This window comes from Methanohalophilus profundi (genome assembly GCF_004137855.1).
Lineage (GTDB): Archaea > Halobacteriota > Methanosarcinia > Methanosarcinales > Methanosarcinaceae > Methanohalophilus > Methanohalophilus profundi.
This window is the reverse complement of the sequence record NZ_QBKB01000002.1, coordinates 727,904-745,148: the sequence shown is the minus strand read 5'-3', so window position 1 is coordinate 745,148 and position 17,245 is coordinate 727,904. Positions and strand designations below refer to the sequence as shown.

Annotated in this window: 15 protein-coding genes and 1 pseudogene; 9 read left to right on the top strand and 7 right to left on the bottom strand. The window is 42.6% G+C overall.

What is annotated here, in order from left to right; translation table 11 throughout:
- Window positions 1-54: 54 nt before the first annotated feature.
- From thiD to C9889_RS03880, 3 genes are all read left to right on the top strand, one after another.
- Window positions 55-1,383, top strand: coding sequence for a bifunctional hydroxymethylpyrimidine kinase/phosphomethylpyrimidine kinase (gene thiD / locus C9889_RS03890; RefSeq protein ID WP_129597327.1), 1,329 nt, complete (start codon window positions 55-57; stop codon window positions 1,381-1,383).
- A 239-nt stretch (window positions 1,384-1,622) separates the two neighbouring features.
- On the top strand, window positions 1,623-2,729 hold the full coding sequence (locus tag C9889_RS03885; protein WP_129597326.1) for a mechanosensitive ion channel family protein: 1,107 nt from the start codon (window positions 1,623-1,625) through the stop codon (window positions 2,727-2,729).
- A 51-nt stretch (window positions 2,730-2,780) separates the two neighbouring features.
- On the top strand, window positions 2,781-3,422 hold the full coding sequence (locus C9889_RS03880) for a MarC family protein (protein ID WP_129597324.1): 642 nt from the start codon (window positions 2,781-2,783) through the stop codon (window positions 3,420-3,422).
- Here C9889_RS03880 and C9889_RS03875 read toward each other — a convergent pair.
- The 5 genes and pseudogenes from C9889_RS03875 to alaS form a co-directional block, all read right to left on the bottom strand.
- Window positions 3,415-3,936, bottom strand: coding sequence for a universal stress protein (locus tag C9889_RS03875; RefSeq protein ID WP_129597322.1), 522 nt, complete (start codon window positions 3,934-3,936; stop codon window positions 3,415-3,417). The two genes, C9889_RS03880 and C9889_RS03875, sit on opposite strands and share 8 nt — an antisense overlap.
- Window positions 3,937-3,988: 52 nt before the next feature.
- Window positions 3,989-6,586 carry a valine--tRNA ligase gene (locus tag C9889_RS03870; protein ID WP_129597320.1) on the bottom strand — a complete coding sequence of 866 codons (2,598 nt, stop codon included), beginning with the start codon at window positions 6,584-6,586 and terminating at the stop codon, window positions 3,989-3,991.
- Between the two features lie 184 nt (window positions 6,587-6,770).
- Complete coding sequence (locus C9889_RS03865; protein WP_129597318.1) at window positions 6,771-7,025, bottom strand: hypothetical protein; 255 nt, start codon at window positions 7,023-7,025, stop codon at window positions 6,771-6,773.
- Window positions 7,026-7,159: 134 nt separating this feature from the next.
- Window positions 7,160-8,227, bottom strand: coding sequence for a response regulator transcription factor (locus tag C9889_RS03860; RefSeq protein ID WP_129597316.1), 1,068 nt, complete (start codon window positions 8,225-8,227; stop codon window positions 7,160-7,162).
- 95 nt (window positions 8,228-8,322) lie between these two features.
- A pseudogene (gene alaS / locus C9889_RS03855) lies at window positions 8,323-11,096 on the bottom strand (alanine--tRNA ligase).
- A 246-nt stretch (window positions 11,097-11,342) separates the two neighbouring features.
- Here alaS and C9889_RS10050 point away from each other — a divergent pair.
- The 4 genes from C9889_RS10050 to surE all read left to right on the top strand — a co-directional run bounded on the left by C9889_RS10050 (window position 11,343) and on the right by surE (window position 14,623).
- On the top strand, window positions 11,343-11,486 hold the full coding sequence (locus tag C9889_RS10050; protein ID WP_164999270.1) for a hypothetical protein: 144 nt from the start codon (window positions 11,343-11,345) through the stop codon (window positions 11,484-11,486).
- Window positions 11,487-11,725: 239 nt separating this feature from the next.
- Window positions 11,726-13,309: a BCCT family transporter gene (locus C9889_RS03850; RefSeq protein ID WP_129597314.1), complete on the top strand. Its 1,584-nt coding sequence runs from the start codon at window positions 11,726-11,728 to the stop codon at window positions 13,307-13,309.
- Window positions 13,306-13,785, top strand: coding sequence for a hypothetical protein (locus C9889_RS03845; RefSeq protein WP_129597312.1), 480 nt, complete (start codon window positions 13,306-13,308; stop codon window positions 13,783-13,785). Before C9889_RS03850 ends, C9889_RS03845 begins: the two co-directional genes overlap by 4 nt.
- 49 nt (window positions 13,786-13,834) lie before the next feature.
- Window positions 13,835-14,623 (top strand): 5'/3'-nucleotidase SurE, encoded by a 789-nt coding sequence (gene surE, locus C9889_RS03840; protein WP_394342228.1) that lies wholly within the window; start codon window positions 13,835-13,837, stop codon window positions 14,621-14,623.
- Here the strand turns inward: surE and C9889_RS10045 are convergent, their stop codons facing one another.
- Entirely contained in the window at window positions 14,624-14,773 is a 150-nt protein-coding gene (locus C9889_RS10045; protein WP_225419975.1) for a hypothetical protein, read from the bottom strand. It lies immediately after the preceding gene.
- A 186-nt stretch (window positions 14,774-14,959) separates the two neighbouring features.
- On the opposite strand from C9889_RS10045, the gene C9889_RS10350 reads away from it, so the two are divergent.
- Window positions 14,960-15,400, top strand: a complete 441-nt coding sequence (locus C9889_RS10350; RefSeq protein WP_225419974.1) for a hypothetical protein — start codon at window positions 14,960-14,962, stop codon at window positions 15,398-15,400.
- The gene (locus C9889_RS03835; protein ID WP_225419973.1) at window positions 15,355-16,248 is read left to right on the top strand and encodes a coiled-coil domain-containing protein; all 894 of its coding nucleotides are present in this window, start codon (window positions 15,355-15,357) and stop codon (window positions 16,246-16,248) included. Before C9889_RS10350 ends, C9889_RS03835 begins: the two co-directional genes overlap by 46 nt.
- 23 nt (window positions 16,249-16,271) lie before the next feature.
- On the opposite strand, the gene moaA is transcribed toward C9889_RS03835, so the two are convergent.
- Window positions 16,272-17,180: a GTP 3',8-cyclase MoaA gene (gene moaA, locus C9889_RS03830; protein WP_129597310.1), complete on the bottom strand. Its 909-nt coding sequence runs from the start codon at window positions 17,178-17,180 to the stop codon at window positions 16,272-16,274.
- Window positions 17,181-17,245 lie beyond the last annotated feature (65 nt).

Here is a 17,245-nt window from a genome sequence, read left to right as displayed (position 1 = left end):
AGCTATCGCAGATATTCTGCATCAGTCAAAGAAATTATCATCAGGTGAAATTATATGAGCAATACAAAGGTAGCCCTTACGATAGCAGGTTCGGATTCCGGCGGAGGTGCCGGCATAGAAGCAGACATTCGTACCTTTTCGGCACTGGGGATGCATCCCACATGCGCCGTTACATGCATCACCTCCCAGAACACAATGGGACTGCAGGATTCAACGGAGGTGCCTCTATCCCATATATCCTCTCAGATTTATGCGGTATGTACGGATATGGATGTAAAGTGGGCAAAAACAGGAATGCTTTCTTCTCCTGAAATTATCGATGTGGTTGCATCTGAGGTAAAGAAGCATCGTCTTAAACTGGTTGTGGATCCGGTAATGACTGCCGAGGCCGGAGGCACCTTGCTTGCAGAATCTGCACTCAGTATCCTGAAGGAAAAATTGTTGCCTCTGGCTTTTGTTGTAACTCCCAATATATATGAGGCAAAAGCCCTGTCAGGAGTTACGATAAACACCTGGGAAGATGGGCAGAAAGCAGCTCGCAGGATAGCAAAGATCGGTGTGGATAATGTAATAATCACAGGAGGCCATTTTGATGCTTCGGATCTGGTCTATGAATCCCACAATGACACATTTACAACAATATCAAGCCGATTTGTTGAAGGGGGAACTCATGGTTCTGGGTGTACCTATTCAGCGGCTTTGCTTGTTTATCTCTCAAATGAATTGAGAGTACCCGAGGCTGCAAGGTGTGCCAAAAGATTTGTAGAAAATGCTATAGCCAGAAGTACCGTTGCAGGGATGGGTGTATCCCCGGTAGACCCACTTGCTTTTCTGCGTAATTCGGCTGCAAAATACCATACTTTTGTAAATACTACCGAGGCCCTGGATATCCTGCTTTCGGAAAAGGCTCTTTCAAAACTTATCCCCGAGGTAGGATGCAATATTGCTATGGCAACTCCGGAGGCGGAAACAATATCCGATGTAGCCGGTGTACATGGTCGTATAACCCGTTCAAAAGGCAAGCCTGTGGCATCAGGTTGTGTTGGGTTTGGTGCCAGTAAACATGTTGGAAGTGTGGTACTTGCTGCTATACATTCCAATCCTGAAATCAGGGCATGCCTGAATGTTAAGTACAGCAAGGAGGTACTTGCTGCCTGCAGCCAGATGGGCTTTGGCATTGCTTCTTTTGAACGCAAGGACGAACCTTCTGAGGTGAGCACAATGGATTGGGGCACGGCTTATGCAATAGAAAAATACGGTGAGGTTCCTGAAATCATATATGATGAAGGCGATGTCGGGAAAGAACCCATGATAAGACTGCTTGGTAAGAATGCTACAGATGTTGTGGATATGGCCCTGCGAATAGTCGAACGAATTAACTGATCGATTTTAGGTATAGGTATAAGTAAATACAGACTTATACCTAATATTGATTATTTCCAGTATCAAAGGGGGAATACTGTATCTCAGTAGGGGTCGATCATTTTTATTCGACGATAGTCATAGTTATATTGACATCGCTGGTGATCCTGCTGCTCCAGTATCTTTTTAAGAAATCTTTGATTTTCAAAGGTGACACTTTCATACGGAATCTTTTCTTTACCCTTATAACATTCTTGGGTATGATGCTGGTTATCTTTTCCCTGCCGATATCCAGTGATTCAAAACAGATCATTGTAAGTGCGATAGGTATTATTGTTGGTGCTACGGTAGCTCTTTCTTCTACCACTTTTGTTTCAAATGGAATGTCCGGTATAATGGTCCGGCTCACCAAACCATTCAATGTGGGGGATTACATAAGAAGTGGTGATATTTTTGGCAGGGTGACGGACAAAACCATCCTCTATACACGCATTCAGTCAGAAGATCGTGACCTGATCACCGTGCCAAATCTGAAAATAATGTCCAATCCCCTGACTACCATACGCTCGTCGGGAACTATAATCTCTACTAATGTTTCACTGGGATATGATGTATGCCGGCAGGATATTGAAAAAGCCCTACTCAAGGCGGCTGATGAGGCAGGCCTGGAGGATCCTTTCGTACATGTTCTTGAGCTGGGGGATTTTTCCGTTACCTACAAGGTGGGAGGTCTGCTGAAAGAGACTAAAGCCTTGCTAACTGACCGTTCTAATTTTAAGAAGGAAGTGCTGGATTCCCTTCACAGGATGGATATTGAAATTGTATCTCCTACCTTCATGAACCAGAGGGTCATGAAGAATGGCAAAAGATTCATTCCTCCTCTGCGGGAAAACAGGGAAAATGAGGAGGAATACCGGCCTGATAGGAACTACATTCCCGAAGTATCCACCGAAGAAATTATTTTCGATAAGGCTATAGAGGCTAAAATGCTGGAAAAGGCCCGAAATACGCTGGAATATTTTGATAATAAAAAGGCAAAAGTGGAAAAACAAATTTCCTGCCTTCCCGAAGAAACTGCCGAAATCCAGCAAAATAATTGGTCTTCTATAAAGGATCGCTTGGGCAACATAGAGCAGATTGTTGAGGCACTGGAAAAAGCTCCGGAACCGGGAGAAATGGAATCATCTCCAGAAGGTCTACTTCACTCCAAGGTGCTTGAACACCTCCGTTCCATCATGGACAGCGTTCTTGAGGATTATAACAAAATGGTGGAAATCATGGAATCCGAGTCCTGTGAGATTGAGGACAAAAAATCCTACGGTTTACCAGAAAGTAAAGAATCTGTCAGTGAAAATGATGTTAATTAACTAACTTATTTAGGATCACTTTTAAATACCAGATTGCTATAGTGGCCGGATATGGACGTTGTATCATTCTTTATCTACTCCTTTGTAAGCATCTTCGTTATCGTGAGTCCGATCGGAGTAGTCGTAACGTTCATCTCACTAACAAGCAGCATGACACAGGAAGAAAAAAACAGTATAGCAACCCGTGCAACCCTTCTTGCCTGTGCGATATGCATTTTCTTTGCCGTTACCGGTCACAGCATCCTCAATGTTTTCGGGATTAGCGTAGACTCCCTGAGGGTGGCTGGTGGAATATTGTTGTTCAAGGTAGCTTTTGATATGCTGCTTTCAAAAGTATCCGGGGAAAGTGTAACGGAAGAGGAAATTCATGAATCCCTCAGCCGTGATGATGTCTGGATATTCCCCATAGCCCTTCCATTGATGACAGGGCCTGCCACAATCACAACCGTAGTCGTGCTTTCGGGTACATCCCCTTTAATTACCTATAAACTGGTGGTATTGCTGGCAATCCTGCTGACATTCGGTATATGCTTTGTGACTCTATATTATTCCCGCCGTCTCTATAAATTAATAGGATACACCGGAGCACATGTTATCACCAGGCTGCTCGGGCTCTTCCTTGCAGCTCTTGCAGTGGATTTTGTAACTCATGGTGTGTGGAATATATACAGTAACCTTGCAGGCTTCACCTGACCGACATTACATCACAGCCGGCATTATGGATTACTCTTTCTGCTACACGCCCCAGCCGGAATGTCCCGTCAGAACCCATGCCTAACGTGCCCATAACAATCAGGTCTACGTTCTTATCAGAGGCAAAATCAAGGATTTCTTTTGCCGGTTTGCCTTCGAGATGTATTTTTTCGACATCTACACCCTTATTTTTCCCGACTTCCTCGACGTAGGAAAGAATATTTTCTGCTTTTTCCTCGAGATGTTTCTTGCGTTCTATTTTCCAGTTTTCGTCGGCAATTTTTGCAAATTCGCGCCACTGGGCCGGAGATATATGTTCTGGAAGGGAAACCTGCATTGCCGCTTTCCAGTCCCTGTGTATTGCTTCCCTGGTAATGCCTACGGGATTCATTTCCATTACATAAAGTGCATAGACCTTTGAACCACATGCACTTGCTAAATCTATTCCCGATTGCACTGCTTTTCGGGCATTTTCGGAACCGTCGGTAGTTATTAATATAGTATTATATACCATTTGTACTCCCTCATAGAAACAAGGGGAGTACTCCAATAAATAAATAGCGAAATCAGCGTAATATTACGGCTATTACATCGCTGACCTCAAGGACATCCACTGTCCTGCCTGCAGATGTGACTTCCTTTATTATTTCCACACTTTCAGGTTCCAGACTTATTTTTTCTCCATCAACCTCAATATCAATGGATCCAGACTCCTTCATCTGTGCAACCCTGGATGCATCCATGTTTTTCAGAGTAGCGATGATACTACCAGCCTGTTTGCGGAATTTTGGTCCGATGATTCCCATGTTGGGTTTCACATCCACAGGCACATGTTCAAATTCGGGTTTTCCTTCTATAACTTCCACTGCAGAATTTGTAGCTCCCTCAAGGTCTGTAACATCATCCATTACAGAATATATCTCGATCTTCTTTAAGGGAGCATTCAGAGCCATCCCTGAATCGGATTTATATCTGCGTATACTGCTTGCGAGGTCTTTTATTATTTCGCCCTGCTTCTCAGAAGTTTCATCGATCATTTCCCTGTGTGCAGAAGGCCATTTTGTTTGGTGGACGCTGCCTGTAGAAATATGGGAATAAACTTCCTCTGCAAAGAAAGGCGCAAAGGGTGCAAGCATGCGGGTCAGAGTTTCCAGGGTTGTGTAGAGGGTGTAGCGGGCTGCTTTCTTTGAAGCTTCATCCTCTCCATATAGTCTGGCTTTGACAAGTTCTATATAGTTGTCCGCCAGAGTTTCCCAGGCAAATCCGCGTATGGATTTGTAGGCTTCATCGAACTGGTAGTTATCCATATTTTCGGTTACTGAAATGATCAGCCTGTTGAGTTTGCTGAGCAGCCAGCGATCAACTGTGCCCAGGCTGGATGTGGCAACTTCAGGGATGTCGGGTAGTACTTCTTCCAGATGGGACATTGAAAAGCGGAAGATACTCCACATTTTGTTAAAGTATCTGGATCCTGACACCACATCTTTCCATCTAAACATTACATCAGAACCCGTAGAACCTCCGATTGCAGCCCACTGGCGGAAAGCATCAGAGCTGTACTGGTCAACGACCTCTTCCGGAGATATAATGTTGCCCCGGGATTTGCTCATCTTGTGTCCGTCTTCTCCGAGTACCATACCATTTATCATTATAGAGTCCCAGGGTTTGGAATCCTGAAGAGCTTTGGAGCGCAGTATGCTGTAAAATGCCCACGTGCGGATAATATCGTGGCCCTGGGGTCGCAGCTGTGCAGGTGATCTCATTTCATGATCTGTAAGCCAGCCTGTAACATGCAGGGCTGTCAGGGATGAGTCCATCCAGGTATCCAGTACATCTTCTTCAGCTTCAAAATCAGTTGAACCACATTCACAGGGTATTGGAGGTTTTGTCTGTGTGGGATCAAGGGGCAACCAGTTCTCTTCTGCAATCAGGGATTTTCCACACTTTTTGCAGTACCACACAGGGATAGGGGCGGCAAAAATACGCTGTCTGGATATGCACCAATCCCATTCCATGGTGTTTGTCCAGTTCTCCAGACGTATCTTCATGTAGTCGGGAATCCAGTTGATCTCATTTGCAGTCTCAAGGATTTTATCATTTTCAATTTTGACAAACCATTGCCTTTCAGAAAGGATCTCTATCGGTGTGTTGCACCGCCAGCACATTCCCACATTCTGGTCAAGGCTGTCCTGATCGTACAGGTAACCCTGCTCTTTGAGATCCCTGATGATTGCATCTTTGCATTCTGAAGATTTCATTCCTTCATATTTGCCGGCAACACCTGTCATAAAGCCATTCCGGTCAATAGCTTTGCGCAGGGGTAGGTTGTGCTCGATCCACCAGCGTACATCCTGTTTGTCACCGAAGGTGCATATCATTACCACACCTGTACCGAATTCGGGATCGACCTCTTTGTCTGCGATTACAGGCACTTCGTGATCAAATAAAGGTACTTTTACATTTTCACCAATGTTTTCTTTATACCTTTCATCATCGGGATTGATTGCCACAGCCACACAGGCAGCCAACAATTCAGGTCTTGTGGTGGCGATTTTGACTTTATCAAAGTTCAGGTAATTCAGTTTTGTGTCCCTTGTTTCATATTCGACTTCCGCAAAGGCAATAGCTGTTTCGCAGCGCGGACACCAGTTCACCGGATGGTCGGCCTGATAGATACGTCCCTGTTTTTGCATCTGGACAAAGGAGCGCTGTGTTTTCACGAAGTATTCAGGTTTCATTGTGATGAATTCGTTACTCCAATCCACCGAAAAACCCAGCATGCGCATTGTCTGGCGCATTTTCTCTATATTTCCAATTGTAAGTTCTTCGCAGAGCTCCCTGAATTCAGCTCTTGGGACCTGGTTTTTAGTAATGTTGTGTATCTCTTCCACCTTCACTTCGGTGGGAAGGCCATGACAGTCCCATCCCTGTGGGAACATAACATTGAATCCCTGCATGCGTTTGTATCGTGCAACAAAATCGATGTAACACCAGTTAAGGGAGTTTCCGATATGGAAATTGCCCGTAGGATAGGGAGGAGGTGTATCTATTATATACTGGGGTTTATTCTCATCTTCCCAATCAAAATGGTACATTGACATGTCCCAGGCATTCTGCCATCTTTTTTCCACTTCTTGGGGGTTATATTCTTTAGGGATCGTCATCAGGACACTCCGATAATTATGATAAATAAGTTTGATATTCAGTACCGGATGGCATAATGTGTGTATATCCGGCAAATCTCGAACAACATCTTGTCTAATCTTATATTAAAGGTTTGCTTATGTGTAACACTGGCTTCTATAGAATAGCATGATCGCAAAGTATGATTTGTGAGCTCAATTTAAGTTATGCAATGAGTGAAACAAAGGTACCTGCTATGATTATTGCCACGATTGATGCGGATAAAAATAGACCGGAGTAAAATATAAGATCTCTGTCATGTTCCTGCACTCCGTACATCAGGCCAAAAATGGTTATAAATATCCCGCCAACAGCTATAGCTATCAGATCACGGTATGCTGTATACAGAAAAAGAATTGCAATGATATAGAGTAATGCTATAAGATATGGGTTGCGATATAATGATTTTTCTTTTTTCATTCAGTCACCTGGGTACTTTTTTCAGATATGGCTGCATTGGGATGCCGGTTACCAGTGTTTAAAAAATTAATGTTTTTGATGGTTGTAATTATAATATTCCAATCACAAAAGCTACAAAAGGAAAGTTTAGTAAATTATTCATTTTCTTCCGGGGGCTTCCAGCCAAAACGTTTCATAACCATCTTTATACGGGCATTAACTTCTCTTTTGTCAAAGGGTTTTGAAATATAATCATCAATACCCAGTTCCATTCCCTTTAGTTTGTCATCTACTTTTGTTTTGGCTGTAATCATGATTATTGCAATGTCTCTTGTGTCCCTTTTCTTTTTCAGGGTCTCAACGACCTCATAACCGTCCATATCAGGCATCATTATATCCAGTAATATAAGGTCGGGAAGTTCTTCTCTTGCAATTTCGATGGCATCTTTCCCGTTATATGCAACTGAAAAATCGTAGGGTTCATCTTTTAGGGACAATTTCAAAAGATCGGGAATATCGGGTTCATCATCCACAATAAGTATGTTTAGCCTTTCTTTTTTGATCTTTTTCTGGATATAGTATAGATCTATTTTTCCCTTTTCCACCACGTATTTCACATCAAGACTTTTCATTCCCATCTCAACATGCATCTCTCCGGTATCCGAGGCATCTATTACAACATCGAAAAAGGATACCAAAGTTCCTTCTTTTTCACCAGCGGAACCTTTATTGAGCATTGATACAGCGCTTCCTTCATGCTGGTGGACATTTGACATGACATATTTCAGGAAATTTTCAACGACCTGGAGATTGTCCTTTGACAGGATATTCATGTCATCAACAACCATTGTTGACCCGGGCATTTCAGAAAAAAGTTTAGAGGTATGTGACCCTATTTTCATATAATCGGTCTGGGAAGAATAGTAAAGGGTATTTTCTTTTTTCTCTTTTGAAGGGTCTTCAATATCTATAAACCACATTCTGCCCAGATAGTCTTCAATTCCCATCCCATAATCTCTAAAATTAGCTATTATCTTGTCTCTTGAGTTTTTCAGACAGAGCCATATTATATTCTTTTGATCATCATTTTCGAGTATGGAATGAATATAAAAATAGATTAACCTTTCACTGGATACGCTTGCAGGAGCCAGAAAAACAGTAGTTTTGTCGGCAAGTCCTTCACGAAAAGTATCCATAATCTCTGCGGTATCTTCGCCGGACATTTCCCTCTACTCCTCCTGATATCTCTATTTGGCGTTTTAGAATATTAATGTTTGGGACTTCTGTTCACATCATAATAAATCCCAAACATTTTTGATTAATCCCGGAGTTGGTCTTCTATCATCCGGCGACCCAGCGCAAGACCTTCTTCAATCTTTGAACTATCCTGACCTCCGCCACGTGCCATCGAAGGTTTACCTCCTCCACCTCCGCCGGTTAGACTTGCTATTTCACGTACGATGTTTCCTACGTTAACCCCTTTTGATACTGCACTGTCACCGGCAGCAGCTGCGATCTTGACACCTTCATAATCACTTATGAGTAATGCAACAATATCATCACTTGAAGCAAGTTCTCCTGCCATTCGGGTAAGTTCATCTGCATCTGCACCGTCGACTCTTGAATGTATAAAGCGAATATCCTTTAGATGTTCAGCATTTTCAATTAAGTGGTTTACGCGGGACTCTGCCAGTTCTTTCTTGAGCCGGGTGTTTTCTTTCTTAAATTCTTTCCATTCAGAGAAGAAACGTTCAATGGTTGACGGTAGTTGTTCGGTAGATACCCTCAAAGTTTCTGCAGAACTTCTGAGGAGTTTATCCCTTGCCTGCAAAGCTACAACAGCAGCTTCGCCGGCTGCATATTCAATACGTTCTACTCCGTCCTGTATCCGTTCTGTCTTCAGAATCTTGATGGTGCCGACCTGTCCGGTAAAGGTGCAGTGGGTTCCTGCGCAGGCTTCAATATCGCTTCCTACATGCAGTACACGAATACGATCGCCTGGTGGTACTCCACCCTGGTAAAGGCTAAATCCATATCTTTTTTCGGCGATACTGCGATCCATCCACTCGCTTATTACTCGCTTGTTCTCCATTACCATCTGGTTTGCAATCATCTCAATCTCATTGATTTCTTCAGGAACAATCCTTTTGTAATGGGAAATATCAAGCCTTGCACGGTCGGCGAATTTCTGTGCACCCGCCTGCCAGATATGTTCTCCCAGCACCTGTCGCGCTGCATCATTTATTATATGGGTTGCAGTATGATTTCTTGCATGTGCCATGCGACGCTTAACATCCACTTTACCCGTAACCATATCACCTTTTCGAATATGAAGTTCATTTTCGATCTCTTCTATGGTATGGATGACCACCCCGTTAAATATCTGGACATCAATCACTTTGAGTAAGGCATCATCTACCATGAATGTGCCATGGTCTGGCGGCTGTCCCCCTCCTTCCGGATAGAGAAGCGTGCTGTCAAGCACTATATTATTGTCAAAAACATCAAGAACAACAGCTTCAAATTCCATTCGGTTTGGTTCATCGTAGAAAAGACGTTTTGTAGGAGGGAGTTTCTTGAGACGATCTGCATAGGGGATTTCTTTTTCCTCTTTCTGTACGGATTTGCTGTGGCGTTCAGCTACAAGGGAGTAAAAATTATCGGGTAGTTCGACTTCCACTCCAACTTCAGATGCAGCTTCTTTGGATATCTCAGCTGGTATGCCATGACTGTCATACATGTCAATAACAGTGTCAAGAGGCATTTTTTCTCCCTTCTTTTTGTAGTGTTTTGCAGATTTTTGTATGAGTTTCTTCCCGCGCTGCAGGGTTTCCTGGAATTTCTTTTCTTCATTATCCAGTATATCGTTTATTACATCAAATCTGTCGGCGAATTCAGGGTATTCAGGGAGATGGTTGATATGCATCTGTATAATATCTGATAACGGGATTTTGATATCAAGGTCCTGCATCATCTTCATTGTGCGTCTGATCACAAGTCTTGCAAGGTATCCTGCTTTGACATTTGAAGGTATAATTCCGTCACCCAGCATGAATGTTATACAACGGGCATGGTCTGCAATGGCATATGCCGTTTCCACGGGCTCCATTATGGTGCCCAGTTTGTCAGCAGTAATTCCTATGTTTGAAGCTACCAGTTTGCGCAATTCCAGCAGGTTTGCTTTTTCGCTTACATCCATCAGGCCTGCAAGCCGGGCGTTCTGGGATAAAATATTTGCATAATCCTCATCTTCCAGCCGATGCTCCACACCTGCCAGTTCCATGAGTTCCCCAACAACCTCCGGGAATATGGCATCGTATACAGTAGGGGTTCCCTGGGATGCCCATACCAGCCTTTCCAAACCATAGCCTGTGTCCACTATGTAATTGTCCATTTTCCTGTAAGTATCACCTTTAATCACGATATCTCCGTCTTTGGATTGCTGGAGATTCATAAACACAAGGGTTGCCACTTCCAGACCACCTATGAGAACTTCAACACAGGCACCGGCGTTTCCGCCACCTGCCCACGGTTCTTCTTTATAGGTTACAGCATAGGGATCTACTCCAAGCTCGTTGAGCAGGCCGTCACAGAGCTGTACTGTCCGGTCTTTCCAGTAGATCTCATTATCCGTTTTGTTGAATGCGTGATGTGCCATCATCTCAAAGGTAGTCAGATGGCGGCCACTTCTTCCTACCGCATCCAGGTCAGAAAGACGAATGCATGGTTGTGATATGGTGAGTGGGTTTGCAGGAGGGGCAACCTGTCCGGAAGTTACAAAGGGCTGGAAATCTGCTATGGAGGCGATAGTCAGATAGATATCATTTCTCCAGCGTGCTATCACAGGATATCTTTCAATACGTGTGTGTCCATTTTTCTCAAAGTAACTAAGATAAAACTCCCTCATCTGTGCAAGATTAAACTTTTCTTGAAGACGGGGTTGCCGATGAATGAATATGGGTCACAGGGTGCATCTCCGCATGTATCCCTGTCTCTGTCACGGGTCCAGAAATAACTGCCACATTTTTGGCACTGTTTTCTGATAAAACCGTTTTCGTAGAAGAAATTTATATCGTATTCCTCTTCAAGCATAATAATCCCAAATTGAATAGTTAATCGTAACAATAGAGCCTTAGATTCTTATGCCTAATGCCCCCATGTTTAAAAATATTTCTCATATATACACTTCTCAATCAGTTATTATTCGATATTTATATTTATTATATCATATTTTTTGAACACAGACATCCATCAATACGCTCTTTTTTGACCAATTTGTGTACATTTGGATTATATGAATGTCCATAAGTAGTTACTTTTATTGAGGAGATGATATTAATGCAGACTATCAATTACATGTCAATGGTTTTCAGGGGTGCAGTAGAAGATTATGAAAAAACCGGTGTTCATCCGTCTGTATTCCTTGATTCAAATGGTGAGCTCCAAATATATCTCTGTGATCCTGTTACAGCGGAAGAATAATTTGAAACTACGTATGGAATGGGTGACTATGAAGTCAATGGAGCCCAGTTTGTGGGTGACATTTCCGAAAATGAGAATATTCACGAAGTGAATTATGCAAAGTTAGTAACTCCATTTTCCCTGAATGATTGAACTCCTTCTTTCCTTTCCTTCCCTTCTTTTTGCATGAATCAGTAAATATATAATCACAACTTTTTGTAATTTGTCTCTGTACCAGTACATTATAGGTCGGAGGCAACATGCAGATAAAAGCAAGTCCCGGGTTTCAGATAAATCCTCATGTTTTTTATGTATCGGCAGTTCTGGTATTATTTTTTGTGGTCATGGGCGTCTTTTTTACAGAAAGGTTATCTGAAATTTTTGGAACGTTACAAAATACGATTGTAGTAAATTTTGGCTGGTTCTACATTCTCTCAGTTGCATTTTTCCTCCTATTTGTTATCTGGCTATATTTCAGTCCCTATGGTTCCATCAGGCTGGGCAAGGATTCGGATCGGCCGGAATATAAGGATACTACCTGGTTTGCAATGCTTTTCAGTGCGGGTATGGGCATAGGGCTGCTTTTCTATAGTGTTGCAGAACCAATTCTTCATCTCGCTTCACCGCGGGATGCCGCACCGGGTACAATTGAAGCAGCAGTTGAAGCGATGAATCTCACTTTTTTCCACTGGGGGCTCCATGCCTGGGCAATATATATTGTTGTGGGGCTTTCCCTTGCATATTTTTCCTACAGGCACGATATGCCGCTGACCATTCGCTCTACAATGTATCCATTGTTTGGTGACAGGATATATGGAATACGTGGAAACATTGTAGAAGTGCTGGCCATCTTTGGCACATTGTTTGGTGTTGCCACTTCACTGGGTCTGGGTGTAATGCAGATTAATGCAGGAATGGATTATCTTGGCCTGATGTCGGTGTCTATAAATAACCAGATATTGCTGATTGTATTCATAACTCTTGCAGCCACTACTTCTGTGATGTCGGGTCTGAACAGGGGAATACGTATATTGAGTCAGGTCAATATCCTGCTGGGTCTTACCCTTGTCATATTCGTCTTTATCGTCGGTCCCTCTGTTTTCCTTTTGAGTTCATATGTACAAAGTATAGGTTACTATTTGCAAAACATTGTTTATCTTACATTCCAGACCGATGCGTTCACTGGCCTGGAATGGCAGAAAATGTGGACCATGTTCTACTGGGGTTGGTGGATCTCCTGGTCACCTTTTGTTGGCATGTTCATTGCACGTATATCGCGGGGCCGTACAATCAGGGAATTTATCAGGGGAGTACTGCTTGCTCCTGCAATTGTAACTTTCATCTGGATTATCGTCTTTGGTAACACGGCAATTCATATGGAGGTTTTTGGCAATGGAGGTATTATAAATGCCGTCCAGACAAGTATTCCGACAGCCCTTTATGTCCTGTTAGATAAATTACCGGGTTCATTGCTAAGTTCGGCTCTTGCAACGATTGTTGTAATGACTTTCTTTGTCACGTCTTCTGATTCGGGTTCTCTTGTGATTTCCATCCTTTCCTCAGGAGGAGATCCCAAACCGGCAATCCCTCTGAGATTGTTCTGGTCCCTGCTTCAGGGTGCTGTTGCAGCTGTTCTCCTGTTGACCGGGGGACTTGTGGGGTTGCAGACAGCTGCTCTTACCACGGCTCTGCCGTTCTGTGTAGTTTTAATTCTGATGTGTTACAGTATATCGAAGGGACTAAAAGCCGAATCTGATGGTTATAGGGTTATAGATTCGGAAAAAAAACCGCCGGAAAAAGCTAAACAACTGGTAAGAGAACTTTTCAGTGGGGGATCCAAATGAACATGTGGGAAAAAAAATTGCGGGATATTTTCCAGACGGAAAAGAAAAATTCCGGGGAAATAACTACGCAGGGAATGAATGTCAGGTTTGCAGAACTCAATATGAGGGATTTTTTCAAACATGTGGTATTTCCTGCCTATGACGACCTGAAAAAGGAAATTGAAAAATATGGCAGAAATGTTGAGGTTAATGTGGATGATACCGGAATGAATTCTGCCTCTCTGACCGTTTATGCCCCTTCCGATAAAAACCCCGATGAACAGGTTGAGGAATTTTATTTTGAGATAAGAGGGCGGGCCTACAAGAAGGCTGGCTTTGCTTTTCCTGAACATGCAGATGAAGAGCAGCCACGTATCCGTAAGGTGGAAATATTACTTCGCAACGGTACTGTCCATGAATGTGATATAGAGAATCTGACACGGGAAGATATCATCGAATGCTTTGTCGCTGAATATTCCAAGTGGAGAAATTACTGATTTATTCAATTCATTACCTTTAAAACCCTTAAGATCAATCTGGCTTTTCATGTCGAAAAAAATTCTGCTGACCAATGATGACGGTGTGTATTCCGCTGGTATACGTGCTGCTTACAAAAGTGTGGATTCACTGGGCGATGTGACGATTGCTGCACCGGCTTTCCAGCAAAGCGGTGTAGGGCGGTCAATTTCTATTTTTGAACCCCTGCGAATCAACCGTACAAAGATTGATGGCGTTGAAGCTCATGCAATAGGAGGCACTCCCACGGATTCAGTGATACTGGGGATCTTTTCGGTTATGAAGGAAAAACCCGACCTGATTGTATCGGGATTCAATATCGGGGAAAATATCAGTACTGATACCGCCACTACCTCAGGCACCGTAGGTGCAGCTCTGGAAGGTGCAAGTTATGGTATCCCGGCAATTGCGGTTTCCATTCAGGTCATAGAACAGGGACTTAAATTCGATGATTTAAGGGACTATGAACATGATTTTGAGGTTGGTATCAAGGTAGTAAACCGGATCGCAAAAAAAGTTCTGGAACATGGAATGCCTGAAAATGTGGATGTTTTGAATGTAAACCTGCCGCATGATGTGGAAGAAGATACCGAGATTGAGATAACCCGTCTTGCAAGGAAGTTTTTCAATATGGAAGTGGAGGAGCGTCATGATCCCAGGGGCAGGCCGTATTACTGGCTGGCAGGTGACATCATACCAGAGGGTGAAGAAGGTACCGATGTGCATGCAGTTATCCAGAAGGGGCACATATCTATAACACCTCTGAGTCTGGATTCAACTTCCCGGGTGGACAATTCGGAAATAGAAAAATTACTTTGATTATTTTTTGATATGGATGTCGATATCTTTCCAGGTCGGGTCGACACCATGCAGACTTTCTGCAGACGCGGCTGCAGTTTTTCCCAGGAATTTCTGAACAAAATCGTTTATTTCTATATTTTTACCATCAACATTGAGTTCGACTTTCATTTTTGACACTTCCCTTTTGTGCATATAGAATGGTTTCCAATATTTATTTTTCTTCGTATCCTTCTCTTTATGTATTAGAGATTCTAATTTGAACCTGATGTCCGGGAGTTGATTTAATATTTATGTTTCAATTCTTCTTCATGCAGAATCTTTTTAAGAAATCACCGTGTTTTTTCATCTGAATATATGGATTTCCTCAAGAAACTATTTGGTAAGAGTAAGGATGAGCCTGAAGAATTACATCTGGAATTTGAAAATCTCCGTGAATGGAGTAAAACCAGATATGAAAGGGAGGCTAACTCTGTAAAACCCCTTATAAGTGATATTTACTCCGTAGTTGACAATAATCTTGAGCAGCTCAGGGTCGACAAAAAGGCCTTCCTGGCCGCAACACCGATTGAATCAGCTGATAAGAAAATGGATAAAATCGGAGATTCAAATCGGGATGTTATTGTTGATAATCTGGATATACTCGATGAGAAAATTATTGTCCCTCACGACAATTCTATAGAGGAGGCCTATACCTTCTATATTGAATCGGTTTCCCATATGGATACTTTTCTGGACAATACCCGAAAAGCATGCTTTATGCAAAAAGCCTCTATCCAGCTGAATATAACAAAATAAACGGTGACCTTGCAAACCTTAACCATGCTTTAAGTGATTTATTTTCGACAATTGAAAAGCCCCGGAATAAGCTGGAAATGATCAGCAATGTATTTGAAGACATTGAAGATATCCATAATCTGGAATCTGAAATAATAGATCGTCGGGATAAAATTCAGGAATTAGAGAATAAGTATACCTCCCTGGATGAAAAGCTGCGGGATGCAAAATCAGATCTTGAAGAGTTGATTGAAGGTTCTGAATATCCACGGGCAGAAGCAATTAACAGTGAAATTGACGATGTCAGGCAACAGGTCCTGAATGTAGAAGCTGATATTAAACGAATGTTCACCCCATTGTCCAAGGCATTATCCAGAATGAAAAAGCAGGATGAAAATGGAATTCATACCCTATCGCCACAAGTGCGCAATATACTTGGTATTGTCATGAAAGATCCTGTCTCAGCGCTGGATCACAATCTGGATCCACTCTATGATGAGTTGATTATGAGGCTAAAAGATGATTCACTTGGTCTGAAGGATAAAAAGAAAGATAAGACCCTTGAACAGGTACATTCAATAAAAACTTTATCTTCTCTCACATCCTTGTATGAGGATAAAAAGAAATACGATAACAGGCTCAAGCAGTTAAGGGGCCAATTGGACCGGATGGATGTGTATCGCCAGAAAACCTCCATGGAGAAGGATATTTCAAAAAAGCAAGATGCACTGGCTTCCATACAGGATAAACTGGAAGATGAAACAAAACATCTGGAATCCCTGAAAGAGCAGCTGGAAAATACAAAATCGAAATTGATCTCACATGTGAATGATGCATTTGAGGAGGATATCGAGATAAATTTCAGGTAACAATCTTACCTGTTATCTTTCAGTTACGTTCCTCTGTAATAAGGCACCCTTTTTTTCACAACTTCCTCCAGCAATCGTGGAATATCTTCTGAATTTGCACCTTTTGTATCCACAAGATTATCATTAACCAACAGGCATGGTTTGAGTTTCCCGTCGGCTGTCACACGCAGACGGTTGCAATTGGCACAGAATTCAGTATTGTCGATGGGTCTTACTACTTCAACTTCAGCACCGTCGATGATGTACTTTTTGCGGCGGTGCATTTTACGTACCCGGACTTCATCGGCCCTTTCTTCAAGCTGTTTTTCAATTCCTTCCACGTCAACCTGATATTTTACAACATCCTGGAAATCCATTAGCTGTATGAGTTGTAGTATGATATTGCCTTTGTGTTTACGGACAAATTCAAGCATCTGGTCGATTTTGTCTTCATTGATCCCTTTGAGCATTACCATGTTCAGTTTTACAGGAGTAAGGCCAACTTCGATTGCTTTTTCGATTCCCCTGAGTACTTTATATACATCACCTGGATTTGCTGCAGTAATCAAACTGTAGTTTTTGTCATCAACACTATCCAAACTTACATTTATCCGGTCCAATCCTGCATCCCTGAGACTCCGGGCTCTCTCTTCCAGCAGTATCCCGTTGGTAGTTGCAGATACATCCTTCAATGGGGGCAGGCTTTTCAGTATATCCTCGAAATCCCTGCGGACAAGCGGCTCTCCGCCGGAAAATTTCACCCTGTCCACTCCATACAGACTGGCTGCTTTGATGATACCAGATATTTTCTGGGCTGACATTTCATCTGCCACTTTCATATTACCCTCATTGTGGCAATAAATACAATTGAGATTACACCTGTCAGTAATCGATATTCTGAGGCTCTTTATAGTGCGTCCGTAGGAATCTGTGAGCTGTTTTTCAGGAGTCATGCTATATCGGTAATTGGTGTTTAATTTGGGATGGTGAAGGGGGTATATAAACTTAAGTTTATCCG

Coding starts and splice junctions, on each gene's coding strand:
- thiD (WP_129597327.1), top strand. CDS start 55: ATGAGCAATACAAAGGTAGCCCTTACGATAGCAGGTTCGGATTCCGGC.
- C9889_RS03885 (WP_129597326.1), top strand. CDS start 1,623: ATGATGCTGGTTATCTTTTCCCTGCCGATATCCAGTGATTCAAAACAG.
- C9889_RS03880 (WP_129597324.1), top strand. CDS start 2,781: ATGGACGTTGTATCATTCTTTATCTACTCCTTTGTAAGCATCTTCGTT.
- C9889_RS03875 (WP_129597322.1), bottom strand. CDS start 3,936: ATGGTATATAATACTATATTAATAACTACCGACGGTTCCGAAAATGCC.
- C9889_RS03870 (WP_129597320.1), bottom strand. CDS start 6,586: ATGACGATCCCTAAAGAATATAACCCCCAAGAAGTGGAAAAAAGATGG.
- C9889_RS03865 (WP_129597318.1), bottom strand. CDS start 7,025: ATGAAAAAAGAAAAATCATTATATCGCAACCCATATCTTATAGCATTA.
- C9889_RS03860 (WP_129597316.1), bottom strand. CDS start 8,227: ATGTCCGGCGAAGATACCGCAGAGATTATGGATACTTTTCGTGAAGGA.
- C9889_RS10050 (WP_164999270.1), top strand. CDS start 11,343: ATGCAGACTATCAATTACATGTCAATGGTTTTCAGGGGTGCAGTAGAA.
- C9889_RS03850 (WP_129597314.1), top strand. CDS start 11,726: ATGCAGATAAAAGCAAGTCCCGGGTTTCAGATAAATCCTCATGTTTTT.
- C9889_RS03845 (WP_129597312.1), top strand. CDS start 13,306: ATGAACATGTGGGAAAAAAAATTGCGGGATATTTTCCAGACGGAAAAG.
- surE (WP_394342228.1), top strand. CDS start 13,835: ATGTCGAAAAAAATTCTGCTGACCAATGATGACGGTGTGTATTCCGCT.
- C9889_RS10045 (WP_225419975.1), bottom strand. CDS start 14,773: ATGAAAGTCGAACTCAATGTTGATGGTAAAAATATAGAAATAAACGAT.
- C9889_RS10350 (WP_225419974.1), top strand. CDS start 14,960: ATGGATTTCCTCAAGAAACTATTTGGTAAGAGTAAGGATGAGCCTGAA.
- C9889_RS03835 (WP_225419973.1), top strand. CDS start 15,355: ATGCTTTATGCAAAAAGCCTCTATCCAGCTGAATATAACAAAATAAAC.
- moaA (WP_129597310.1), bottom strand. CDS start 17,180: ATGACTCCTGAAAAACAGCTCACAGATTCCTACGGACGCACTATAAAG.